Genomic DNA, 22,031 nt, shown 5'->3' on the forward strand with positions numbered 1-22,031 from the left:
TCCGGACATGACTATGCGCCCGATCCGGATCATCGGCGACCCCGTGCTGCGCACCCCCAGCGAACCCGTCACCGCCTTCGACGCCGAACTGCGGGCCCTCGTCACCGACCTGATGGACACGCTGCTCGGCGCACCCGGCCGCGCCGGCGTCGCCGCACCCCAGATCGGCGTCAACGCCCAGGTGTTCGTCTACGACGCCGACGGCCACCGCGGCCACATGGTCAACCCCACCCTGGAGGTGTCCGACGAACTCCAGGACGACGAGGAAGGCTGCCTGTCCATCCCCGGCCTGTACTTCCCGACCCCCCGCGCGCTGCACGCCACCGCCCACGGCTACGACCAGCACGGCGAACCGCTCACCGTCACCGGCAGCGGCTTCCTCGCCCGCGCCCTGCAACACGAGACCGACCACCTGCGCGGACGCCTCTACGTCGACACCCTGCGCGGCGACACCCGCCGCCGCGCCCTGCGCGAGATCCGCGCCGGCCGATTCGACTCACCCAGCCGCGGCCGCTGACGTCAACGCGCACTCGGTGAACCCGGCCACCCGGGAGAACCCCAACCGCTCGTACAGCCGCACCGCCGCCGCGTTGTCCGCCCGCACGTTCAACGTCACGTGATCCACCGACGCGCGCAGCCGGGCGCACAACGCCGCCACCACACCCGCACCCAGACCCCGGCCCCGCACATCCGGATGCGTCGTCACGTTCCCCAGCGCCGCCACCCGCCACCGCGGCGAGAACACGTGCACCCCCGCCACCGCCACCAGCCGGCCCCGCTCCCGCACCCCCACGTACTGGCCCGTCTCCAGCATCCGCGCGTCGAACCAGTTCCCCGGATACGCCACCGCGTACAACCCGGAAAGCTCCGCCGCGTCCGCCGGACCCAACGGCTCACCCACCGCCCGCACCGCCGCCAGCCGCCCCGGATCCGTCAGCACCATCCGGTGATGCGCCGCCGCCTCCGACACCACGAACCAGCGCGACACCACCGCCTCCAGCCCGGGGGACAGGTGCGCCCACATCCGCGCCGGCAACACCGGCGCCGCCTCCGCCAGCAACCCCGCCAGCCCCGCCACCCGATCCGGCGCCGTGAACGCCAGCAACGTCGGCAACTCCACCCCGTGATACAGCAGCACCACCTGGTCGTCACGCCGGAACCACGACGTGCACGGCCAGAAGAAATCGTCCAGATCACCCAACTGGTACGCGTGCAGCACCGGATCCCGGCCCAGCAGACCCGCCAGCACCGCCCGGTCGTGCTCCGCCCGCACCGCCACCGCGATCAGCCCGCCATCCACTGGTCGTAACCCAGCCGGGCCACCAGCGCCAGCACCACCACCAGCAGCACCACCCGCACGAACCCGGCACCGCGCCGCAACGCCATCCGCGCGCCCACCGCCGCCCCCACCACGTTGCACAACGCCATCGCCGCGCCCAACGCCCACCACACGTGCCCGGTCAACCCGAACACCACCAGCGCACCCAGATTCGTGCCCGCGTTCACGACCTTCGCCATCGCGGAGGCGTGCACGAAATCCGAACCCAGAATCGCCGTGAACGCCAGCACCAGAAACGTCCCCGTACCCGGCCCGATCAACCCGTCGTACAGGGCGATGCCCACACCGGCCACCGCCACCGCCACCACCACCCGCTTCGGGGTCCGCCGCTGCGGCGACGCCACCACACCCAGCGACGGCCGCGCCAGCACGAACACCGCCACCGCCACCAGCACCACGAGCACCACCGGCCGGTACGCGCTACCCGGCACCGCACCCGCCAACGCCGCACCCAGGCCCGCCGTCAGCACCGCCAACCCGGCCGCCGGACCCGCCACCGCCCAGTCCAGCTTCGTCCGCCGCGCATACGTCACCGCCGCCGTCGACGTACCGAAGATCGCCGCCAGCTTGTTCGTGCCCAACGCCGTCGCCACCGGCACACCCGGCGCCGCCACCAGCAACGCCGGCAACAACAACAGACCGCCGCCACCCACCACCGCGTCCACCCACCCGGCCAGCAGGGCAGCGCTCAGCAACGTCGTCAACGACAGGGCATCCACCGCCGCATTCTGCCCACGCCACCACCAGCCACGACGCCGCCTGTGGCCAGCCTCACCGCCCCCGGCGACGCCGCAACCACACCCCCACCGAGCCCACCGCCACGAACACCAGCATCGAACAGCACAACAGTTTCAGCACCCGGCAAGACTCCCACGACGACGTAGGGTGTCCAGGTGCGCCTGGCCACCTTCAACCTGCTGCACGGCCGATCCCTCACCGACGGGCTCGTCGACCCCGACCGGCTCACCGCCGCCGTCACCGACCTCGACGCCGACGTCCTCGCCCTGCAGGAAGTCGACCGCGACCAGACCCGCAGCGGCAAACTCGACCTCACCGCGGTGGCCGCCCGCGCCCTGCACGCCGACCACCACCGCTTCGCCGCCGCCGTCGTCGGCACCCCAGGCGAACAGTTCCGCCCCCTCACCCACGACGACGACGGCCACGGCGAACCCCTCTACGGCATCGGCCTGATCAGCCGCCACCCCGTCCGCTCCTGGCAGGTCACCCGGCTGCGCGCCGCCCCCGTCCGCTCACCCATCTACGCACCCGGCCCCGGCGGCGGACTCGTCCTGCTCCGCGACGAACCCCGCGTCGTTCTCGCCGCCGTCCTCGACACCCCCCACGGCCCGCTCACCGTCGCCGCCACCCACCTGTCCTTCGTGCCCGGCTGGAACGTCTGGCAGCTACGCCGCGTCGTCCGCGTCCTGCGCACCCTGCCCGCACCCCGGATCCTGCTCGGCGACCTCAACCTGCCCGCCGGGCCCGCCGCCGCGATCACCCGCTGGCAGCCCCTCGCGCGGCGCCCCACCTACCCGGCCGGGCAACCCCGCGTCCAGCTCGACCACATCCTCGCCGACCGGCACGCCCTCGACCGGCTACCGGCCGTCACCGCCGTCCACACACCCCTGGCCACCATCTCCGACCACCGGCCCCTCGTCGTCGACCTCGGCTGACCACTCAGCCCAGACCACTCTGCCGCCGCGCCGCCTCCACCGCGTTACGGAACAACATCGCCACCGTCGTCGGACCCACCCCGCCCACACGCGGCGTGATCGCCCCCGCCACCTCGGCGCACGACTCGTCCACGTCCGGCAGCAGCCGCCGCCCCTCGTACCGCACCCCGCCGCCGACCACCACCGCACCCGGACGCACATGCTCCGGCCGCACGATCCCCGGCACCCCCGCCGCCGCGATCAGGATCTCCGCCCGCCGCGTGTACCGCGGCCAGTCCGCCACCCCCGTGTGCACCACCGTCACCGCCGCGTTCGCCGTCGGCCGCTTCTGCGCCAGCAACATCGCCAACGGCCGCCCCAACGTCGCACCCCGGCCCAGGATCACCACCTCCCGGCCCGCCACCGGCACACCATGGAACGCCAGCAACGCCTCGATCCCCGCCGGCGTACACGGCAACGGACCCGGCAACCCCAACGCCAGCCGGCCCATGTTCACCGGGTGCATCCCGTCCACGTCCTTGTCCGGGTCCAGCACCGCCAACGCCCGGTCGTAGTCCAGATGACCCGGGATCGGATACTGCACCAGCACCCCGTGCACCGTGGCGTCCGCGTTGAAATCCGCCAGCACCGCATGCAGATCCGCCTGCGACGCCGACGCCGGCAGATGCACGTGCGGCGACACGAAACCCAGCTCCGCCGCCTGACGCTGCTTGATCCGGATGTAACCCGCGCTCGCGTCGTCGTCACCCACCAGCACCGTCGCCAGCGCCGGCGTCACCCCCGCCGCACACAGCTCCGCCACCGACGCGGCGACCTCCGACAACACCCGCTCCGCCACCGGAGCACCCGGCAACAACCGCGCAGAAGACATACGACACCTCGCCCGCGGAGGCCCAGGCGGTCGACCCCCACGACGAGCTCCCCGATGGTTCACCCATCCCCGTGCCGCCAGTCGCGTTCCCCCTCAGCCTGCCACAGCCTCCGCCGCCACCGCATCCACCACCGCCTGCCACCCCGGCAACGCCGCCAGCAACGCGTCCGCCCGCCGCCGCCGATCCGCCGCCGACGCCACCCCCAGGTCCGCCAGCACCGCCCGAACGGCCGCTCCCGCTCCGGCGCCACCGCCCCCAACACCAGATGACACCGCGCGTACGTCACCAGCACCCAGAACATCGCCTCCCGATGCCGGCCCGCCGCGATCAGCTCAGCCGCACCGTCGAACACCACCGGCCGGCCCGCCGCACCCAGATCCGCCCCGAACGCGAACCCCTCCCGCGGCAACCGCGACGCCTCGTCGAACACCACCGCCAGCCCGTCCAGGTGCTCCCGCACCCGCGAGGCGTCCACACCCGCCCCGCCACCGTCGAGCGTGTCCAGCAACCCCGCATACCGATCCGCGAACCCGAACCGCGACAACACCCGATCCGCCCGCACGTACCGCCGCCGCACCGTCGGATCCGCCAGCCCCGCCACCGCCGGCCACACCGCCAGCAACGACGTCGGAAACACCCACGCCAACACCTGCTCCGCGGTCGACCGCTCGGCGTCGACCGCCCGCAACCCGCCCTCGATCCGCCGCCGCACACCCGCACAACGCGCCCGCACCCACACCGGATCCGCGAACCCCGCCGCCACCCGCTCCCGCACCGCACCCAGCCGGCCCGACGGATCCGCGATCACCCCATCGGTACGGAACATCGGCGCGAACACCCACGACCCCAGCACATCCTCCGGGCCGCCCAACTCCTCCCACGTGACCGTGCTGACCTCCAGCAGCACCCCCCGGTGCACGAACTTGCCCACCTTCACACCGGGCTCCCGGCGCACCAGCAACACGTCCACGTCCGACCACACCGGCAGCAGCGCGTCGCCCGGCAACCCCACAGTCGACCCGCTGAACAACGCCCCCTCGATCGACGGATCCGCCCGCATCCGCTCCCGCACCCACCCGACCGCCACCGCACGCGCCGCATCCACCCGCATCCGGCCGATCCTGCCAGCGCACCACCCCTCGCGCCGACCGTCACCGCCGCGGCGCCAACCCCGACAACGCCCGATTGGTACGGTTCGCCGCCACCGCCGCCCGCTGCTGACCCGCCGTCACCTCGATGTACGTCTGCGACGACGCCAACGACGCATGCCCCAGCAACCGCATGATCTCCGCCGCGCTCGCCCCGTCCTCCGCCAACCGCGTCGCGAACGTGTGCCGCAACGCGTGCAACCGCGCACCCCGCGGCACCCGGTCACCAATGCCCGCCCGCCGGTAACACGACTCCACCAGGTACTGCAGACCGCCCCGCCGCAACGCCTCACCCTGACGGTCCACCAGCAACGGCGAGTCCGGCCGCACACTGCGCGACCCGAACCGGTGCCGCCGGCTGTCCAGGTAACCCACCAGCACCCGGTCCACGGCGTCGTCGATCGGCACCGTACGCGGCCGCCCACCCTTACCCGCCACGTCCACCCGCCGCTCACCGTCGCGCCCGGCCACCGACGACACCCGCAGCGCCAGCAGCTCCGACAGCCGCAATCCCGCGCACAACGCCAGCGCCAGCACCGCCAGGTCGCGCTCCGGCCACGGATCGCGCTGCCGGCCCTCCGCGCGCGCCACCGCCGACAGCAGCTCCTCCGGGGTGTCCTCGCCCCGCAACGGCTTGGGCCGGGGGAGAGGCGTGCGGGGCCGCCCCACCGCCGGCATCGGATTTCCCGGTACGACACCCTCGGCCACCAGGAACGTGAAGAAGCTGTTCCACGTCGACCAGGCACGGTGGACCGACGCGGCGGCGCGGGGAGCGGCGAACCGCGCGAACGCCGCGCGCATCACGCGGGGGGAGAGGGCGCTGACCGCTAGCCGGTCCAGGGGGAGGGGAGTGGTGTCACCGTCCGCCGCGACCAGCTCGGCCACCGTGGTCAGATCCCTGCGGTACGCGGCCAGGGTGTGCGGGGAGGGCTTCCGGGTGGCCCGGGCGGTCAGGAACTCCTCGATCAGAGCACTTACCATTTCGTCCGGTTTGTCATGCATAAGGGATATTATGCATGATTCTCGCGTTCCCGCCAGAAGTGGCCGCCGGGGGAGAGTGGCCCAATCCCGCCATCGAGTCGACGCGCCCTTCGGTGTCAGCAAGGGGAGGTGGGGACTCCATTGCGGGCGGTCGCGCAGACAGTGCCCGGACCAGCGTCGACCCGGCACCCGCCTCGCCGGCTCGCCCGACTCGTCGATCATGAAGTTGGCGGCGACAAAGTGGACGCCGACTGCCGCCAACCTCATGATCGACGAGGCGTGGGGGCGTGTGAGTGGCATGCCGGCCGCGGTGCGCGTGACCGAGCCCGACGCGTGGTTCGTGCTGCGACAGCGCTACGAGCGCGCCAGCGACTCGACGTCGCCGACCGGCCACACGTCGGTCCGGGTGTCCCTGCGCCGACGGCTTGCGTTCGCCGCGGTCGGCGGTCGCACGCTCCGGGTACGCCCGGGGAGGCCCTCACCCGGGTTACTTGACATAATGTACATTATCGAACCTGGACGCCGGAGGGGCTCAGGAGGGCTTGGCGTCCTCGTCCGCGGCGCTGAGAGCGTCCGATATCGCTTTGAGGACGTCGTCCAGTCGGGGCTCGCCGTCTCCGGCCGGCGCTGCGGGCCGTCGTCGCGCGAGTGCCGCGTCGACCTCTGCCTTGAGCGCCTGCCGCTGCGACGCGTCGCCCGAGTCGAGCGCCTTCTGCGCTCGCGGCATCAGCTCGGCCAACACGTTCAGCCCATCCAGGTCCGGCGGGGTGCCCGGCGCGTCGTGCCGGTGCGGAACTTGCTGGCGCGCGTCGGTGAAGCGGCTTCCCCCGAAGTGGGCCAGGGCGGCTGCCACCTCACCCGGCGGCTGCCGCACCTGGTCGAGATGGATGAGCACCAGAGCCGGCCGGCCGTCGAGGGGGCTGCGGCCGGTGAGCCTGCGGTCGATGGTCGATGCGGTGGCCGGCACCAGCAACACCGATGCGGCTCTCTGTTTCCGGCCACCGGACGGCAGCGGCTGGTCGAGGACGACCGAGTCGATCTCGGCCCACGCCACCAGCCGGTTGAGCCCGGCGACGCGCAGGTCCAGTCCGTCGGTTCCGATGCCGAACCGGAACGGCCTGAGCTGGTAGGCGACGAACACGCCGGCCGCCAGCAGCCAGAGAAGGACGAGAACCCACCTCACGGTTGACGAGGGCGTCAGGTACAGCAGCGGGGCCACGCCGACAGCGAAGATCGCGAGGCCGCTCCACAGCGTCTGTCGGGTCTTGCGCAGCTCCATGCCGGACCTCATCCCTTGTGGCCGGTGACGGGAAGGGCCCTACATGGTGGCACGGGCGCTGTGTTCTGGTGATCATCCGAACGTCCCGGCGCGGTTCGGAGGAACAGAACCGGCGCCTCTCCCCTCCTCCCCCTCCCGGGCGTCCTCGACCGGCCGCAGGTCCGGCATGGCGCGCGCGGCGGGCGCGGTGGTCAGGCGCCGACGTAGTCGGCGAGGTGTTCGCCGGTGAGCGTGGAGCGGGCGGCGACGAGGTCGGCCGGGGTGCCCTCGTAGACGATCCGTCCGCCGTCGTGCCCGGCGCCGGGACCGAGGTCGATGATCCAGTCGGCGTGTGCCATGACGGCCTGGTGGTGCTCGATGACGATGACGGACTTCCCCGCGTCGACGAGCCGGTCGAGCAGGCCGAGCAGCTGGGCGACGTCGGCCAGGTGCAGGCCGGTGGTGGGCTCGTCCAGGACGTACACGCCGCCCTTGTCCCCCATCCGGGTGGCGAGCTTGAGACGTTGCCGTTCCCCGCCGGACAGCGTGGTCAGCGGCTGACCGAGCGTGAGGTAGCCGAGGCCGACGTCGGCGAGCCGGTCGAGGATGGTGTGGGCGGCCGGGGTGCGGGCCTCGCCGTCGCTGAAGAACGTCTCGGCCTCGTTGACGGACATGGCGAGGACCTCGCTGATGTCGCGGCCGCCGAGGCGGTATTCGAGGACGGCCGGCTGGAAGCGCTTGCCCTCGCAGTCCTCGCAGGTGCTGGCGACGCCGGCCATCATGCCGAGGTCGGTGTAGATGACGCCGGCGCCGTTGCAGGTCGGGCAGGCGCCTTCGGAGTTGGCGCTGAACAGGGCGGGTTTCACGCCGTTGGCCTTGGCGAAGGCCTTGCGGATGGGGTCGAGCAGGCCGGTGTAGGTGGCCGGGTTGCTGCGGCGGGAGCCGCGGATGGCGGTCTGGTCGACGCTGACGACGTCCTCTCGCTTGGCCAGTGAGCCGTGGATGAGGCTGCTCTTGCCGGAGCCGGCGACGCCGGTGACCACGACCAGGACACCGAGGGGGATGTCGACGTCGACGTCGCGCAGGTTGTGGGTGCGGGCGCCGCGGATCGGCAGGGCGCCGGTGGGCGTACGCAGCTTGTCCTTGAGGGTGGCGCGGTCGTCGAGGTGGCGGCCGGTGGTGGTGTCGCTGGCGCGCAGCCCGGCGACGGTGCCTTCGTAGCAGATGGTGCCGCCGGCGGTGCCCGCGCCGGGGCCGAGGTCGACGACGTGGTCGGCGATCGCGATGGTCTCGGGTTTGTGTTCGACGACCAGAACGGTGTTGCCCTTGTCGCGCAGCTGCAGCAGGAGGTTGTTCATGCGGGCGATGTCGTGCGGGTGCAGCCCGATGGTGGGTTCGTCGAAGACGTACGTGACGTCGGTGAGGGACGAGCCGAGGTGGCGGATCATCTTGGTGCGCTGGGCCTCGCCGCCGGAGAGGGTGCCGGCGGGGCGGTCGAGGCTGAGGTAGCCGAGGCCGATCTCGACGAAGGAGTCGAGGGTGTCCCCCAGTGCCTTGAGCAGCGGGCCGACGGAGGGTTCGTGCAGGTCGCGTACCCAGGTGGCGAGGTCGCTGATCTGCATGGCGCAGGCGTCGGCGATGTTGATGCCGTTGATCTTCGAGGAGCGGGCTTCCGGGGCCAGGCGGGTGCCGTCGCAGTCGGGGCAGGTGGTGAACGTGACGGCGCGTTCCACGAAGGCGCGGATGTGCGGCTGCATGGCGTCGACGTCCTTGGCGAGCATCGACTTCTGGATGGCCGGGATGAGGCCGGTGTAGGTGACGTTGATGCCGTCGACCTTGATCTTGGTGGGTTCCTTGTGGAGCAGGTCGCTCAGCTCGCGCTTGGTGTAGTCGCGGATGGGCTTGTCCGGGTCGAACAGGCCGCTGGAGCGGAAGATGCGGCCGTACCAGCCGTCCATGCTGTAGCCGGGGATGGTGATGGCGCCCTCGTTGAGCGACAGCTTCTCGTCGTAGAGGACGGTGAGGTCGAAGTCGGTGACGGCGCCGCGGCCCTCGCAGCGGGAGCACATGCCGCCGAGGCGGTTGAAGGTGCCCTTCTGGGTCTGGGTCTTGCCGGGGCCGCGGTCGACGGTGATGGCGCCGGCGGCGCGGACGGAGGGGACGTTGAACGAGTAGGCGTTGGGCGGGCCGATGTGGGGGTCGCCGAGGCGGCTGAACAGGATGCGCAGCATCGCGTTGACGTCGGTGGCGGTGCCGACGGTGGAGCGGGGGTCGGCGCCCATGCGTTCCTGGTCGACGATGATGGCGGTGGTGAGGCCTTCGAGGACGTCGACCTCGGGACGGGACAGGGTGGGCATGAAGCCCTGGACGAAGGCGCTGTAGGTCTCGTTGATGAGGCGCTGGGACTCGGCGGCGATGGTGCCGAAGACCAGCGAGCTCTTGCCGGAGCCGGACACGCCGGTGAAGACGGTGAGGCGGCGTTTGGGTATTTCGACGTCGACGTTGCGCAGGTTGTTCTCGCGGGCGCCGTGGACGCGGATGACGTCGTGGCTGTCGGCGTGGTGCAGGCCGGTGGTGGCCTTGCTCATGGTGTCTCCGTCCGGTGTTGCGGGTGTCAGTCGAGCCAGCGGCCGTCGCGCATCAGGGTGCGGCCGGGCAGCTCGTCGGCTTCGCGCCAGGCCTGGATGCGGCGTGGCGTGACGCGGTACCAGCGGTAGGGCGTGGTCAGGGTACGGGGATCGAAGCCGGTCCGGGTGGCGAAGCGGTCCCCTCGTTCGGTGGGCAGGGCGTCGATGGCGAGGGTTTCCACGTCGCCGTCGATCATGGTGACGTCGCGGGTGGGGCCGATGCCGATGCGGACGCGGCCGGTGGCGAGGTTACGGCCGGTGGGGCTGTCGGCCGGGGTGGCGACCAGCAGCGTGTCGCCGTCCCAGTCGAACGACAGCGGCACGAGGTACGGGGTGCCGTCGGGGTCGGCGGTGGCGACCCAGCAGTCGACGTCGTGGTCGAGGCGGTGGGTGGTGTCCTTGCGGCGCTGGGCGCGGGGGCGGGGTGCGTCGGTCATGGTTCAGCGCAGCTCGTTGATGCGGATGAGGTTGCCGGTGGGGTCGCGGAAGGCGCAGTCGCGGACACCGTAGGGCTGTTCGGTGGGTTCCTGCACGACGTCGGCGCCGCTTGCCTGGAGGCGGTCGAACAGGCTGTCGAGGTCGTCGGTGGCGAGGGTGAGCGCGCCGTAGCTGCCCTTGGCGATGAGTTCGAGGATGGTGCGGCGTTCGTCGTCGGTGATGCCGGGGTCGGCGGCCGGCGGGTGCAGGACGATGCTGGTCCCGGGCTGGTCGGGTGGGCCGACGGTGAGCCAGCGCATGTCCTGGTAGCCGACGTCGTTGCGCAGTTCGAAGCCGAGGACGTCGCGGTAGAAGGCGAGGGCGTCGTCGGCGCCTGTGTGTGGCAGGAACGCGTAGTGGATGGTGATCGTCATGGTGGTCACGCTAACGGTGGGCGGCCAGGGCGGGCTTCTCGATTTCTGATCGGTCGGCTGGCCTGCTTGATGAGGCACGGGGGTGGTTCGGCGGTGTCGGGCACGTGGCGGGCGCGGTAGGCGCTGGGTGGTTCGCCGACGAGTTCGGTGAAGCGGGTGCTGAAGGTGCCCAGGGACTGGCAGCCGACGGCGAAGCAGACATCGGTGACGCTGAGGTCGCCGCGGCGCAGCAGGGCCATGGCGCGTTCGATGCGGCGGGTCATCAGGTACGCGTACGGGGACTCGCCGTAGGTCTGGCGGAACTGGCGGCTGAGGTGCCCGGCGGACATGTGTTCGCCGCGGGCGAGGGCTTCGACGTCGAGGGGTTTGGCGTATTCGCGGTCGATGCGGTCGCGGACGCGGCGCAGCCGGGTCAGGTCGCGCAGGCGCTGGGCGAACGCGGGGTCGTCGGTGACCGGGTCCGGTGGCACGTCCGCATCTTGCCTGCTCGCCGGTGGGGTCGTCCACCTGTTCGAGCGGCGAGTCGCCGCCCGGGTGCACCCGGGCGGCGTCGCGGCGACGGCGGGTGCACCCGGACCGGGGTCAGCGCAGCCGGCGGGCGGTGAAGCGGGTGGGCGGGTCGGCGATGGCGTCCTGGGTGGCGACGAGTTGCAGTTCGCGGGTGCCGGCTTCGAGGGTCGCCTCGAGTACCGCGTAGATCGAGTTGGTGGTGCGTTCCAGCGCGGTCGGGGGTGAGCCGGTGGTGGCGAGGTGGGCGAGGTAGAGCGCGGCGGTGACGTCGCCGCCGCCGTTGGGGGCGATGGGCAGCAGCGGGGTGGTGACGGCCCAGGCGCCGTCGTCGGAGACGGCGACGACTTCCAGGTGCCCGGCGGGCAGGTCGCCGTGCAGGACGCTGGTGACCAGGACGTGGCGGGGGCCGGTGGCGCGCACGGTGTCGACGGCGGCGAGCAGGTCGTCCAGGGTGTCGGTGGTGCGGCCGGCGAGGAACTCCAGCTCGAACTGGTTGGGGGTGACGATGTCGGCGTGCGGGACGACGGTGTCGCGCAGGTACTCGGGGATGCCGGGGCGGACGAACATGCCGCGGCCGACGTCGCCCATGACCGGGTCGCAGCAGTAGACGGCGGCCGGGTTGGCGGCCTTGACCTGGGCGACGGCGTCGAGGATGACGGCGCCGACGGCGGGGTCGCCCTGGTAGCCGGAGAGCACGGCGTCGGCGGTGCCGAGCACCCCGCGGTCGGCGATGCCGGCGATGACGTCGGCGACGTCGGTGGGGGCGAGCAGGGGGCCGCGCCAGGCGCCGTAGCCGGTGTGGTTGGAGAAGTGCACGGTCAGTACCGGCCAGACCTCGTGTCGGAGGCGTTGCAGCGGGAACACGGCGGCGGAGTTGCCGACGTGGCCGTAGGCGACCGACGACTGGATGGACAGGATCTTCACCCGGTCATCGTCGCATCTCCCGGTGTGGTGACGGGTAGTCGTGGTGCGATGACGGGCGGGCGCGGCGGTGACCGTTCGGCTCACGGTTCCGACCGCCGGGCGCGGGACGGGTTTGGGCGCAGCGTGTGGTGGGGGCATGAACTCCGGTGGTCTCGCCTTCTGGACGGAGGAAGCAACGATGCTTTCCGCACTCGATCGTCGGCACACCGTCGCGCCGCCGGGGTACAGCCGCTGGCTGATCCCCCCGGCGGCGCTGGCGATCCATTTGTGCATCGGGCAGGTGTACGCGACGAGCGTGTACAAGAACTCCCTTATCGCGCATTTCGACACGAGTCAGACGGCGATCGGGGTCATCTTCAGCATCGCGATCGTGATGCTGGGGCTTTCGGCCGCGGTGGCCGGTACGTGGGTGGAGGCGAACGGGCCGCGTAAGGCCATGTTCGTCTCGGCGTGTTTCTGGGCGGCGGGGTTCCTGGTCGGGGCGCTGGGCATCGCGACCGGGCAGCTGTGGCTGCTGTACCTGGGGTACGGGGTGCTGGGCGGGGTCGGTCTGGGGATCGGGTACATCTCCCCCGTCTCCACGTTGATCAAGTGGTTCCCGGACCGGCCGGGTCTGGCGACCGGGTTGGCGATCATGGGGTTCGGTGGCGGGGCGATGGTGGCCTCTCCCCTGTCCCGGCAGCTGTTGTCGTTCTTCGACTCGGGTTACGACCCGTCGAACAGCGGTTCCACGGCGTCGGGGTCGGCGCTGGTGTGGCTGTTCGTCACGCTCGGCATCGGCTACTTCGTGATCATGATGTTCGGGGTGTTCAACGTGCGGGTGCCGGCGCCGGACTGGCGCCCGGCCGGGTTCGACCCGTCGCAGGTGGCGGAGAAGCCGCTGGTGACCACGGCGAACGTGTCGGCGGCCAACGCGGTGAAGACGCGGTCGTTCTGGCTGCTGTGGGTGGTGCTGTTCTGCAACGTGACGGCCGGCATCGGCATCCTGGAGCAGGCCAGCCCGATGATCCAGGACTTCTTCCGGGACAACGGGACCTCGGCGGTGTCGGTGGCGGCGGCCGGCGGGTTCGTGGGGCTGCTGTCGCTGTTCAACATGGCGGGCCGGTTCGTGTGGTCGTCCACGTCGGACGTGATCGGCCGCAAGCCGATCTACATGGTGTATCTGGGTGTGGGCATGGTGCTGTACCTGCTGCTGGCCCTGGTGGGGCAGACCGCGACGGCGTTGTTCGTGCTGCTGGCGTCCGTGATCCTGTCGTTCTACGGCGGTGGGTTCGCGACGATTCCGGCGTACCTGCGGGACCTGTTCGGCACGTTTGAGGTGGGCGCGATCCACGGCCGGCTGCTGACCGCGTGGTCGGCGGCGGGGGTGGCCGGGCCGCTGATCGTCAACGGGTTCCTCGACGCGCAGGGTGAGCCGGGCACGTTGACCGCGGCGGCGTACCGGCCGGCATTGTTCACGATGGTCGGCGTGCTGGCGGTGGGACTGGTGGCGAACGTGCTGGTGCGGCCGGTGCCGGAGCGCTACCACGAGCCGGCGTCGGGTCGGGACGGGACAGCACCGGGTGCGACGGAGAGGAGCGGATCGTGAACGAGCACAGCGGTGGCGGGCAGCTGGTTCGCCTGGTGGTGTCGTGGCTGGTGGTGTCGGTGCTGCTGGGCTACGGCGTGGTGCAGACGGTGATCACGGCGGCGAAGCTGTTCACCGACTAGGAGACACGACGCGGCGGCCCGGGGGCGGAACCCCCGGGCCGCCGTCGTGTCAGAGGCCGCCGCCGACGCGCAGGACCGCGCCGGTGGTGTACGAGGCGTCCGGGCCGAGCAGGTACGCGATCGCGCCGGCGACCTCCTCGGGTTCCCCGGCGCGGCCCATCGGGATTCGGCCGGCGGCGGTGTCGGGGCGGTCGGGCGCGCCGGAGCGGGCGTGGATGGTGGTGCGGATGATGCCGGGGGCGACGGCGTTGACGCGGATGCCGCGCGGTGCGAGTTCCTTGGCGAGCCCGACGGTGAGGGTGTCGGTGGCGGCCTTGACGGCGGCGTAGTGAACGTACTCGCCGGGTGAGCCGAGCGTGGCGGCCACCGAGGAGACGTTGACGATGGCGCCGCCGTCGGTGAGCCTGCGGGCCGCCTGCTGGGCGCACAGCACGTACCCGATGAGGTTGACGTCGACGACGTCGCGCAGGTCGTCGACGCGCAGGTCGGTGAACGGGCCGATCGGGCTGGTGACGCCGGCGTTGTTGACCAGGCCGGTGAGCGGACCGAGCCGGTCGGCGGCGTCGAAGATGCGGCGCACCTGCTCGGGGTCGCATGTGTCGGCGGCGACGGTGACCGCGCGGCGGCCGGCGGCGCGCACGTCGGCGGCCACGGATTCGGCGGCGCTGTGATCGGTGCGGTAGCCGATCACCAGGTCGTGGCCGTCGGCCGCGAGCCGGCGGGCGGTGGCCGCGCCGATGCCGCGCCCTCCCCCGGTGACGATGGTGACGGAGGTCAATGCCCTTCTCCCCTGCCTGGCGGTGGGGGCGACGTTACCGTGAGCGGGACCATCCGGGGTGGAGAGGACTGTCACATGGGGCGCGCGTTGGTGCTGGGTGGCGGCGGGGTGACCGGGGTGGCCTGGGAGCTGGGTCTGCTGGCCGGGCTCGCCGGGCACGGGCTGCCGTTGGCCGAGGCGGATCTGGTGGTGGGCACGTCAGCCGGGTCGGTGGTCGGGGCGCAGGTGCGGTCGGGTACGCCGGTGGCGGAGTTGTACGCGGCGCAGTTGCGGCCGCCGCGCGACGAGGTGCCGGCCCGGCTCGGGGCGGGGGTGCTGTTGCGCTGGGCGTGGGCCGGTGGGCGGGGCCGGGACGCGGCGCGGGCCCGGGCGCGTATCGGCGCGATGGCGTTGTCGGCGCGTACCCCGTCGGAGCAGTCGCGGCGGGCGGTGATCGCGGCCCGGTTGCCGTCGCCGCAGTGGCCGGCGGCGCGGCTGCTGGTCACCGCCGTGGACGCGGCGTCGGGTGAGTTCGTGGTGTTCGACGCGGACAGCGGGGTGCCGCTCGTGGACGCGGTCGGCGCCAGTTGCGCGGTGCCGGGGGTGTGGCCGCCGGTCACCGTCGACGGCCGGCGTTACGTCGACGGCGGGGTCCGTTCGCCGGTGAACGCGGACCTGGCGGCCGGGTGCGATCGGGTGGTGGTCCTGGCGCCGACGAGCGCGGCGGTGGGTCCGATGCCGCGGCTGTCGGCGCAGGTGGCGGCGTTGCGGGAGGCGGGGGCGCGGGTGGCGGTGGTGGCGCCGGACCGGGCGGCGCGGACGGCGATCGGCCGCAACGTGCTGGATCCGGCGCGGCGGGCGGCGTCGGCGCGGGCGGGTTTCGCGCAGGCCGACGCGGTGGCCGCCGAGGTGGCCGGGGTGTGGCGGTGACCGCGATCAGGAGCCGGTCAGGCGCGCCAGCCGCCGGTTGAGGTAGCGCTGTTCGGGCAGGCTGCCGGTCAGCCGCGCGGCCAGCCGGTAGTGCTCGGCGGCGGCCTGCGCGTCGCCGTCGAGTTCGAGCAGGTGGGCGCGCACGGCGTGCAGCCGGTGGTGGCGGCGCATCGCCGGGTCGGCCAGCAGCGGTTCGAGCAGCGCCAGCCCGACGTCGGGGCCGTGCGCCATGGCCACGGCGACGGCCTGGTTGAGCGTGACGAACGGGCTGGGGGCGACCCGGCTCAGCATGTCGTAGAGGACGCTGATCTGCAGCCAGTCGGTGTCGCCGAAGGCCGGCGCCTCGGCGTGCACGGCGGCGATGGCCGCCTGGAGCTGGTAGCGGCCCACCGGGCCGTGGGGCAGGGCCCGGCCGAGCAGCGTGACGCCCTCGTCGATGAGGTCACGCCGCCAGCGGGAGCGGTCCTGGTCGGCCAGCGGCACGAGGTCACCGGCGGCGTCGGTACGGGTGGGTGAGCGGGCGTGGGTGAGCAGCATCAGCGCCAGCGCGCCGGTGACCTCGTGGTGGTCGGGCAGCGCGGCGTGGACCTGCCGGGTGAGGCGGATCGCCTCCTCGGCGAGTTCCACGTCGACGAGCTGGTCACCGGAGGTGCGGGCGTAGCCCTCGCTGAACACCAGGTGGCACACGTCGAGCACGGCTGCCACCCGGTCGGGCAGCGCGTCCGGTGGCGGCATCGTGAACCGGGCGCCCGCCTCCCGCAGGGTCGCGCGGGCCCGGCTCAGCCGCTGGGTCATGGTCCGGGCCGGCACCAGGTAGGCGGCGGCGATCTGCTCCACCCGCAGTCCCGCCACCGCGCGCAGGGTCAACGCGACCTGGGAGGGGCGGCTCAGCGCCGGGTGGCAGCACAGGAACAGCAGCCGCAACGTGTCGTCGGCGCCGCTCACGGGCGTGTCGTCGTCGACGGGCGGTACGACGCCGGCGCCGGGTTGCCGGACCGCGTCGAGCCGCTCGCGGCGGGTCCGGGCCTCCTCGGCGCGCATCCGGTCGATCAGGCGCCGTGCGGCGACCTGGATGAGCCAGGCGCGGGGTTCGTCGGGGACGCCGGTGAGCGGCCACCGGGCGGCTGCGGCCTCCGCCGCGTCCTGGACGGCGTCCTCGCAGGCGTCGGGTTGCCCGTATCGGCGCAGCAGCGCGGCGCGGACGTGCGACGCCTCCCGGCGCCACACGTCCGCGAGCGCCGCGGACTCACTGATCGGAGCCGCCCGGCCACATCAGGGGCCGCAGCTCGACCGTCTCGCCCGGGCCGGCGAACTTCGCGGCGACGGCCTCCGCGCGGGCCTGGTCCTCCACGTCGATCAGGAAGAAACCGGCGAGGTGTTCCTTCGCCTCGGAGTACGGGCCGTCGGTGGCCAGGGGTGCGCCGTCGGCCCACCGGTAGAGCCGCGCGGTACGGGGGTCGGCGAGCGCCTCGCCGACGACCAGTTCCCCGTTGGCGTGCAGCTCGGTCATCACCTGCTCGAAGTCGGCGTTGAGCCGGTCGCGTACCTCGGCGGGCAGCTCCTGGTGGGCGGCGAGGTATTCGGAGGTGGGGTGGCCCCACGGCTCCGGGTTGGAGTGGATCATGATCACGTACTTCACTGTCTGTCCTTCGCGTCGTGCGGCGGTGCCTCCCCGCCGCTCGCCAGGTGGGACGGAGCGGGATCGCCGATGTCTACATATCCTCACGTCATGAGTGACGCGGTGGGTGTCGGTGACCTGGTCGAGGATTTCACGCTGCCGGACGAGACGGGCACGCCACGGCGGCTGTCGGAGTTCCTGGCCGCCGGGCCGGTGGTGCTGTTCTTCTACCCGGCGGCGATGACGCGGGGCTGCACGGCGCAGAGCTGCCACTTCCGGGACCTGGCGGCGGAGTTCGCGGCGGTGGGCGCGCAGCGCGTGGGGATCAGCCGGGATCCGGTGCAGCGGCAGGCCGAGTTCGCCCGCCGGCACGGGTTCGACTATCCGCTGCTGTCCGACGCCGACGGGGTGGTGGCGCGGGCGTTCGGGGTGCGGCGGCGGCTGCCGCTGGGCGCGCTGAGCACCCGGCGGATGACGTTCGTGATCGGCGCCGACCGGCGGGTCCTCGCCGTGGTGCACAACGAGCTGAACATGAACGAGCACGCCGACGCGGCGCTGCGGGCCCTCGGGGGCTGATCATCGAGGTGTCGCAGCCGGCTGGTATCAAGGCTGCGTCAAACAGGTGTACGGAAGAGGGCGTGATGGCGGGTCAGGGTTTGTCCACTGACGAGGTTCAGGGAATCCGGGAGGCCCTTGCGGCGGGCCGCAAGCCCCGGGTGGTGTTCACCGAGGCGGCCGGGCAGATGGCCGGGCAGCTCGGGCAGGTGGTGGAGCTGACCGACCCGGAGGCGTCGGAGGAGTTCGTGGTGGTGAGGTTCGGCCGCGACGAGCTGCCGTTCTCCCCCGCCGACGTGGCGATCGCCCCCAAGGGCGCCGGGCGGCGGCCGGCCGCCGAGGCGAAGCCGGAACCGGAGCAGCCGCCGGCCGCGCCGGAGCCCGCGTTCGTGCTGGACACCCCGCGGGTGCCGGCGCCGCGGCGGGAGGAGCCGAAGACCGAGGCGCCGCCGGCGGAGCCGAAGCCGGCGAAGCGGGCGGTGAAGGCCGCCAAGCCGAAGACGCCGCCGGGGCTGACCGTGACGCTCGCGTACGCCGAGGGCGAGTGGACGGTGGCCGCGCAGCAGGGCGCGAAGGCGCTGGCCCGGCCGTACGTGGTGAAGCCGGCCGAGGCGCTGCGGATGGTGGCGCTGGTGGACGTACCGGGGGTGCAGGAGGCGGTGGAGCAGATCCTGGCCGCCGAGCGGGCCGAGGCCGAGCAGCAGGCGGAGAAGCTGCGCGCCGAGCTGGCCGAGATCGAGGCGCGACTGGCGGAACTGCGCGAGGCGCGCTGAACGCCCCGCGGGGCCGGTGCGACCCCCTCGCACCGGCCCCGCGTACCCCTGCGCCCACAGGTCGATCAGTGTTGCGGAATGTTCTGTACCCCGATTCGGCGGCGGAACACCCAGTACGTCCAACCCTGGTACGCCAGCACGATCGGCGTGAAGATCACCGCCACCCAGGTCATGATCTTCAAGGTGTACGGGGTGGACGCCGCGTTGGTGGCGGTGAGCGTGCCGGCCGCGTCGAGGGTGGACGGCATCACGTTCGGGAACAGCGCGGCGAACAGCGTCGCCACGGCCAGCGCGATCGCCACGGCGGTGCCGGTGAACGCCCAGCCCTCCCGGCGTACCTTGGCCGCGGCCAGACCGCCGAGCAGGGCGAGGGCGGCGCCGACGGCGAGCACGACGGCGGCGGCGCTGGAGCGGATGGTCAGCGACCAGCTCAGGAACGCCACGGCGGCCACGGCGGTGCCGACACCGAGCTTGACGGCGAGGGCGCCGGCGCGCTCCCGGATGTCACCGGTGGTCTTGAGCGCCAGAAACACCGCGCCGTGGGTGAGGAACAGCCCCAGCGTGGTCAGGCCACCGAGCAGCGCGTACGGGTTGAGCAGGTCGACCAGGCCGCCGACGTACTCGTGGTCGGCGTCCAGCGGCACGCCGCGGAAGATGTTGGCGAACGCCACGCCCCACAGCACCGCCGGGATCGCCGAGCCCCAGAAGATGGCCTGGTCCCAGCGGCGCTTCCAGGACGCCTCGGGCCGCTTGTGGCGGTACTCGAAGGCGACACCGCGGGCGATCAGGGCCAGCAGGATCAGCAGCAGCGGCAGGTAGAAGCCGGAGAACAGGGTGGCGTACCACTCGGGGAAGGCGGCGAACATGGCGCCGCCGGCGGTGATCAGCCACACCTCGTTGCCGTCCCAGACCGGGCCGATGGTGTTGATCAGGACGCGGCGCTGCCGGTCGTCGCGGCCGAGCACCGGCAGCAGCATTCCGACGCCGAAGTCGAAGCCTTCGAGGATGAAGTAGCCGGTGAAGAGCACCGCTACGAGGAGAAACCAGACGGTAGTCAGTTCCACGGTTGGGCTCCGGGGTGTCAGTAGGCGAACGCCAGCGGGCGCTCGGCGTCGTCGGTGTTGTCGTCGTCGGTCTGCGGGGTGACGTCCGGGACGCCGGCGCGGGCGTAGCGGACCAGCAGTTTGAACTCGACCACCGCGAGGACGGCGTAGATGAGGGTGAACGCGGTGAAGGAGGTGAGCACCTCGGTGAGGGAGACACTGCGGGACACGCCGTCACGGGTGAGCATCTCGCCGAAGACGATCCACGGCTGGCGGCCCATCTCGGTGAAGATCCAGCCGAAGGAGTTCGCAAGCAGCGGCAGCACGGGCATGACCAGGCCGGCGCGCAGCAGCCACTTGCTGGTGGGGGTGCGGCCCTTGCGCTGGCTCCAGAGCACCAGCAGCGCGATCGCGGCGGCGGCCAGCCCGAAGGCGATCATGAAGCGGAAGCTCCAGTAGGTGACCGGGATGATCGGGGCGTAGTTGCCGGGGCCGTACTGGCTGGCGTACTGGGCCTGCAGGTCGTTGATGCCCTGCACGGTGCCGTTGGGGTCGCCGGTGCCGAGGAACGACAGCAGGTACGGGATCTTGACGGCGAACAGCTCGCGGCTGCCGTCCAGGCTGCCGACGGTGAGCACGGAGAACGAGGCGGGGCTCTCGGTGGTGTAGAGGCCCTCCGCGGCCGCCATCTTCATCGGCTGCACCTCGGTCATGATCTTGCCCTGGATGTCGCCGGTGAGGATCACCAGCGCCGAGGAGACCAGGACCGTCCAGGAGCCGAGCTTGGTGGCGAAGCGGTACGCGCCGGTGTCTGCGCTGTCGCGGTTGCGCATCACGTGCCACAGGCCGACGGTGACCATCAGCGACCCGGCGACCAGGAACGCGCCGGCCAGGGTGTGCGGGAAGGTCACCAGGGCGACCTTGTTGGTGAGCACGGCGACGAAGTCGGTCAGCTCGGCGCGGCCGCTCTCCGGGTTGATCCGGAAGCCGACCGGGTTCTGCATGAACGAGTTCGCGGCGAGGATGAAGTACGCCGACAGGTTGGTGCCGATCGCGGCGGCCCAGATCGAGGCCAGGTGCAGGCGCTTGGGCAGCCGGTCCCAGCCGAAGATCCACAGGCCGATGAACGTGGATTCGAGGAAGAACGCGACAAGGGCCTCGATGGCCAGCGGCGCCCCGAAGATGTCACCGACGAAGCGGGAGTAGTCGCTCCAGTTCATGCCGAACTGGAACTCCTGCACGATGCCGGTGACCACACCCATCGCGAAGTTGATCAGGAACAGCTTGCCGTAGAACTTGGTGAGTTTGAGGTACCGCTCGTTGCCGGTGCGGTGCCACATGGTCTGGAGGATCGCCACCAGCACGGACAGGCCGATGGTCAACGGCACGAACAAGAAGTGGTAGACGGTGGTGACACCGAACTGCCAGCGGGCGACGTCCAACGCGTCCACCAGAAAACCCCCAGCTGTGCATACTACGAGACGTAGTAGATACTACTCGTCGTCGTAGAGAAAGCAGCAGGGCCGCAGGGCCCCACCCGGCCCGGGACCAATGACCCTGATCACCCTTGCCGGAGGACCTGCCGGTCCCGGGATCACCGTGGCGGGTGCCCGGGTCGCTGCGGCTCGTGCGACCATCCAGCACTGATGAACAGCACCCCCTGGCGCGCGCCGCTGCTGTGGCGGGGCGCGCAGACGCTCGCCCGCGCCGCCGTCGGGCTGGTCGGCCGGCTGGAGGTCACCGGCGACGTGCCCGACGCGCTGCGCCACGGCCCGCTGGTCCTGGCCGCCAACCACATCAGCCCGTTCGACCCGGTCGTACTCGCCGCCGCCTGCCGGGTCCGGCGCGTCGCGCCCCGGATCATGGCCACCGGCGGACTGTTCCGCACCCCGGTCATCGGCGCGCTGATGCGCCGCGCCGGGCACATCCGCGTCGACCGCGGCACCGCCGCCGTGCACCGCTCGCTGGAGGTCGCCGCCCAGGCCGTGGCCGGCGGCTCGGTGGTGCTCGTCTACCCGGAGGGACGCATCGGGCTCGACCCCGGCATGTGGCCCGAGCGCGGCAAGACCGGCGCCGCCCGGCTCGCGTTCGCCAGCGGCGCCGCCGTCGTACCGGTCGCCCAGTGGGGCTCGCACGAGGTGCTGCCGTACCGCGCGCCCAAGGGAATGCTGCGCGGCGTGGCGCGGGCGCTCGTGCGCCGGCCCGTCATCCGGGTGCACTTCGGCGCCCCGGTGGCGATCGACGACCTGCGGTCGGGCTCCCCCGGCGCGGCCCGGCAGGCCACCGACCGGATCATCGACGCGATCACCGAGGACCTGGTCCCGCTGCGCCCCGACGAGCCGGACCTGCCGCGTCACGTCGACCCCGGGCGGCCGGTCGACACCGCCCGGGCGCACCGCCGCCACCGCGCCGGCTGACGCATCCCGGCCCCGGTCGCGGGTATCAAGTCCCCGCACTCCCGA

General features: G+C 72.3%; 24 protein-coding genes and 1 riboswitch. Of the genes, 8 read left to right on the plus strand and 16 right to left on the minus strand.

What is annotated here, in order from left to right; translation table 11 throughout:
* The first annotated feature begins 7 nt into the window (after nucleotides 1-7).
* Nucleotides 8-517, plus strand: coding sequence for a peptide deformylase (def, locus tag O7607_RS26735; protein WP_269706080.1), 510 nt, complete (start codon nucleotides 8-10; stop codon nucleotides 515-517).
* Here def and O7607_RS26740 read toward each other — a convergent pair.
* Nucleotides 497-1,300, minus strand: coding sequence for a GNAT family N-acetyltransferase (locus O7607_RS26740; protein ID WP_269706081.1), 804 nt, complete (start codon nucleotides 1,298-1,300; stop codon nucleotides 497-499). The two genes, def and O7607_RS26740, sit on opposite strands and share 21 nt — an antisense overlap.
* Entirely contained in the window at nucleotides 1,285-2,058 is a 774-nt protein-coding gene (locus tag O7607_RS26745) for a sulfite exporter TauE/SafE family protein (protein ID WP_269706083.1), read from the minus strand. The genes O7607_RS26740 and O7607_RS26745 overlap by 16 nt, the downstream gene beginning before the upstream one ends.
* 174 nt (nucleotides 2,059-2,232) lie before the next feature.
* Between O7607_RS26745 and O7607_RS26750 the strand changes: the two genes are divergently transcribed.
* Nucleotides 2,233-3,012 (plus strand): endonuclease/exonuclease/phosphatase family protein, encoded by a 780-nt coding sequence (locus O7607_RS26750; protein ID WP_269706085.1) that lies wholly within the window; start codon nucleotides 2,233-2,235, stop codon nucleotides 3,010-3,012.
* 4 nt (nucleotides 3,013-3,016) lie between these two features.
* Here O7607_RS26750 and O7607_RS26755 read toward each other — a convergent pair whose 3' ends face one another.
* The 9 genes from O7607_RS26755 to pdxY form a co-directional block, all read right to left on the minus strand.
* Nucleotides 3,017-3,883 (minus strand): bifunctional 5,10-methylenetetrahydrofolate dehydrogenase/5,10-methenyltetrahydrofolate cyclohydrolase, encoded by an 867-nt coding sequence (locus tag O7607_RS26755; RefSeq protein ID WP_269706087.1) that lies wholly within the window; start codon nucleotides 3,881-3,883, stop codon nucleotides 3,017-3,019.
* A gap of 13 nt (nucleotides 3,884-3,896) precedes the next feature.
* A riboswitch (ZMP/ZTP riboswitch) is annotated at nucleotides 3,897-3,978 on the minus strand.
* Nucleotides 3,943-4,995: a hypothetical protein gene (locus tag O7607_RS26760; protein WP_269706089.1), complete on the minus strand. Its 1,053-nt coding sequence runs from the start codon at nucleotides 4,993-4,995 to the stop codon at nucleotides 3,943-3,945. Its footprint overlaps the riboswitch before it by 36 nt.
* Before the next feature lie 40 nt (nucleotides 4,996-5,035).
* The gene (locus tag O7607_RS26765) at nucleotides 5,036-6,034 is read right to left on the minus strand and encodes a tyrosine-type recombinase/integrase (protein WP_269706090.1); all 999 of its coding nucleotides are present in this window, start codon (nucleotides 6,032-6,034) and stop codon (nucleotides 5,036-5,038) included.
* Between the two features lie 511 nt (nucleotides 6,035-6,545).
* Nucleotides 6,546-7,292, minus strand: coding sequence for a hypothetical protein (locus O7607_RS26770; protein ID WP_269706092.1), 747 nt, complete (start codon nucleotides 7,290-7,292; stop codon nucleotides 6,546-6,548).
* A 191-nt stretch (nucleotides 7,293-7,483) separates the two neighbouring features.
* Nucleotides 7,484-9,859, minus strand: coding sequence for an excinuclease ABC subunit UvrA (locus O7607_RS26775; protein WP_269706094.1), 2,376 nt, complete (start codon nucleotides 9,857-9,859; stop codon nucleotides 7,484-7,486).
* A 26-nt stretch (nucleotides 9,860-9,885) separates the two neighbouring features.
* Complete coding sequence (locus O7607_RS26780) at nucleotides 9,886-10,335, minus strand: pyridoxamine 5'-phosphate oxidase family protein (RefSeq protein WP_269706096.1); 450 nt, start codon at nucleotides 10,333-10,335, stop codon at nucleotides 9,886-9,888.
* A gap of 3 nt (nucleotides 10,336-10,338) precedes the next feature.
* Nucleotides 10,339-10,749 carry a VOC family protein gene (locus tag O7607_RS26785; protein WP_269706099.1) on the minus strand — a complete coding sequence of 137 codons (411 nt, stop codon included), beginning with the start codon at nucleotides 10,747-10,749 and terminating at the stop codon, nucleotides 10,339-10,341.
* Nucleotides 10,750-10,754: 5 nt separating this feature from the next.
* Nucleotides 10,755-11,219, minus strand: a complete 465-nt coding sequence (locus O7607_RS26790; protein WP_269706102.1) for a helix-turn-helix transcriptional regulator — start codon at nucleotides 11,217-11,219, stop codon at nucleotides 10,755-10,757.
* Nucleotides 11,220-11,331: 112 nt separating this feature from the next.
* A complete protein-coding gene (pdxY, locus tag O7607_RS26795) occupies nucleotides 11,332-12,183 on the minus strand; it encodes a pyridoxal kinase PdxY (protein ID WP_269706103.1) in 852 nt (283 codons plus the stop codon).
* A gap of 178 nt (nucleotides 12,184-12,361) precedes the next feature.
* Here pdxY and O7607_RS26800 point away from each other — a divergent pair, with 178 nt between their 5' ends.
* Both O7607_RS26800 and O7607_RS26805 read left to right on the plus strand, forming a co-directional pair.
* Complete coding sequence (locus tag O7607_RS26800; protein ID WP_269706106.1) at nucleotides 12,362-13,771, plus strand: OFA family MFS transporter; 1,410 nt, start codon at nucleotides 12,362-12,364, stop codon at nucleotides 13,769-13,771.
* Entirely contained in the window at nucleotides 13,768-13,893 is a 126-nt protein-coding gene (locus O7607_RS26805) for an MFS transporter small subunit (RefSeq protein ID WP_269706107.1), read from the plus strand. The genes O7607_RS26800 and O7607_RS26805 overlap by 4 nt, the downstream gene beginning before the upstream one ends.
* Nucleotides 13,894-13,942: 49 nt before the next feature.
* On the opposite strand, the gene O7607_RS26810 is transcribed toward O7607_RS26805, so the two are convergent.
* Complete coding sequence (locus O7607_RS26810) at nucleotides 13,943-14,671, minus strand: SDR family NAD(P)-dependent oxidoreductase (protein WP_269706109.1); 729 nt, start codon at nucleotides 14,669-14,671, stop codon at nucleotides 13,943-13,945.
* A 75-nt stretch (nucleotides 14,672-14,746) separates the two neighbouring features.
* On the opposite strand from O7607_RS26810, the gene O7607_RS26815 reads away from it, so the two are divergent.
* Entirely contained in the window at nucleotides 14,747-15,580 is an 834-nt protein-coding gene (locus O7607_RS26815) for a patatin-like phospholipase family protein (protein WP_269706111.1), read from the plus strand.
* A 6-nt stretch (nucleotides 15,581-15,586) separates the two neighbouring features.
* Here the strand turns inward: O7607_RS26815 and O7607_RS26820 are convergent, their stop codons facing one another.
* Both O7607_RS26820 and O7607_RS26825 read right to left on the minus strand, forming a co-directional pair.
* Nucleotides 15,587-16,807 carry an RNA polymerase sigma factor gene (locus O7607_RS26820; protein WP_269706113.1) on the minus strand — a complete coding sequence of 407 codons (1,221 nt, stop codon included), beginning with the start codon at nucleotides 16,805-16,807 and terminating at the stop codon, nucleotides 15,587-15,589.
* A gap of 19 nt (nucleotides 16,808-16,826) precedes the next feature.
* On the minus strand, nucleotides 16,827-17,219 hold the full coding sequence (locus tag O7607_RS26825; protein WP_269706116.1) for a YciI family protein: 393 nt from the start codon (nucleotides 17,217-17,219) through the stop codon (nucleotides 16,827-16,829).
* Between the two features lie 90 nt (nucleotides 17,220-17,309).
* Here O7607_RS26825 and O7607_RS26830 point away from each other — a divergent pair, with 90 nt between their 5' ends.
* On the plus strand, nucleotides 17,310-17,774 hold the full coding sequence (locus O7607_RS26830) for a peroxiredoxin (protein ID WP_269706118.1): 465 nt from the start codon (nucleotides 17,310-17,312) through the stop codon (nucleotides 17,772-17,774).
* A 65-nt stretch (nucleotides 17,775-17,839) separates the two neighbouring features.
* Complete coding sequence (locus O7607_RS26835; RefSeq protein ID WP_269706120.1) at nucleotides 17,840-18,526, plus strand: hypothetical protein; 687 nt, start codon at nucleotides 17,840-17,842, stop codon at nucleotides 18,524-18,526.
* A 65-nt stretch (nucleotides 18,527-18,591) separates the two neighbouring features.
* Here the strand turns inward: O7607_RS26835 and cydB are convergent, their stop codons facing one another.
* Together cydB and O7607_RS26845 are read right to left on the minus strand one after the other, a co-directional pair.
* Nucleotides 18,592-19,590: a cytochrome d ubiquinol oxidase subunit II gene (cydB, locus tag O7607_RS26840; protein ID WP_269706123.1), complete on the minus strand. Its 999-nt coding sequence runs from the start codon at nucleotides 19,588-19,590 to the stop codon at nucleotides 18,592-18,594.
* 17 nt (nucleotides 19,591-19,607) lie between these two features.
* A complete protein-coding gene (locus O7607_RS26845) occupies nucleotides 19,608-21,020 on the minus strand; it encodes a cytochrome ubiquinol oxidase subunit I (protein ID WP_269706125.1) in 1,413 nt (470 codons plus the stop codon).
* A 195-nt stretch (nucleotides 21,021-21,215) separates the two neighbouring features.
* Here O7607_RS26845 and O7607_RS26850 point away from each other — a divergent pair, with 195 nt between their 5' ends.
* Nucleotides 21,216-21,986, plus strand: coding sequence for a lysophospholipid acyltransferase family protein (locus tag O7607_RS26850; protein ID WP_269706127.1), 771 nt, complete (start codon nucleotides 21,216-21,218; stop codon nucleotides 21,984-21,986).
* Nucleotides 21,987-22,031 lie beyond the last annotated feature (45 nt).

Origin of the sequence: Micromonospora sp. WMMA1949 (assembly GCF_027460145.1) — a bacterium.
Lineage (GTDB): Bacteria > Actinomycetota > Actinomycetes > Mycobacteriales > Micromonosporaceae > Micromonospora.

What these genes read in the sequence shown, in the direction of transcription:
- O7607_RS26815 (WP_269706111.1), top strand. Translation starts at nt 14,747, where the DNA reads ATGGGGCGCGCGTTGGTGCTGGGTGGCGGCGGGGTGACCGGGGTGGCC.
- O7607_RS26835 (WP_269706120.1), top strand. Translation starts at nt 17,840, where the DNA reads ATGGCGGGTCAGGGTTTGTCCACTGACGAGGTTCAGGGAATCCGGGAG.
- O7607_RS26765 (WP_269706090.1), bottom strand. Translation starts at nt 6,034, where the DNA reads ATGCATGACAAACCGGACGAAATGGTAAGTGCTCTGATCGAGGAGTTC.
- O7607_RS26755 (WP_269706087.1), bottom strand. Translation starts at nt 3,883, where the DNA reads ATGTCTTCTGCGCGGTTGTTGCCGGGTGCTCCGGTGGCGGAGCGGGTG.
- O7607_RS26760 (WP_269706089.1), bottom strand. Translation starts at nt 4,995, where the DNA reads ATGCGGGTGGATGCGGCGCGTGCGGTGGCGGTCGGGTGGGTGCGGGAG.
- O7607_RS26800 (WP_269706106.1), top strand. Translation starts at nt 12,362, where the DNA reads ATGCTTTCCGCACTCGATCGTCGGCACACCGTCGCGCCGCCGGGGTAC.
- O7607_RS26780 (WP_269706096.1), bottom strand. Translation starts at nt 10,335, where the DNA reads ATGACCGACGCACCCCGCCCCCGCGCCCAGCGCCGCAAGGACACCACC.
- O7607_RS26830 (WP_269706118.1), top strand. Translation starts at nt 17,310, where the DNA reads ATGAGTGACGCGGTGGGTGTCGGTGACCTGGTCGAGGATTTCACGCTG.
- def (WP_269706080.1), top strand. Translation starts at nt 8, where the DNA reads ATGACTATGCGCCCGATCCGGATCATCGGCGACCCCGTGCTGCGCACC.
- O7607_RS26850 (WP_269706127.1), top strand. Translation starts at nt 21,216, where the DNA reads ATGAACAGCACCCCCTGGCGCGCGCCGCTGCTGTGGCGGGGCGCGCAG.
- O7607_RS26785 (WP_269706099.1), bottom strand. Translation starts at nt 10,749, where the DNA reads ATGACGATCACCATCCACTACGCGTTCCTGCCACACACAGGCGCCGAC.
- O7607_RS26770 (WP_269706092.1), bottom strand. Translation starts at nt 7,292, where the DNA reads ATGGAGCTGCGCAAGACCCGACAGACGCTGTGGAGCGGCCTCGCGATC.
- O7607_RS26775 (WP_269706094.1), bottom strand. Translation starts at nt 9,859, where the DNA reads ATGAGCAAGGCCACCACCGGCCTGCACCACGCCGACAGCCACGACGTC.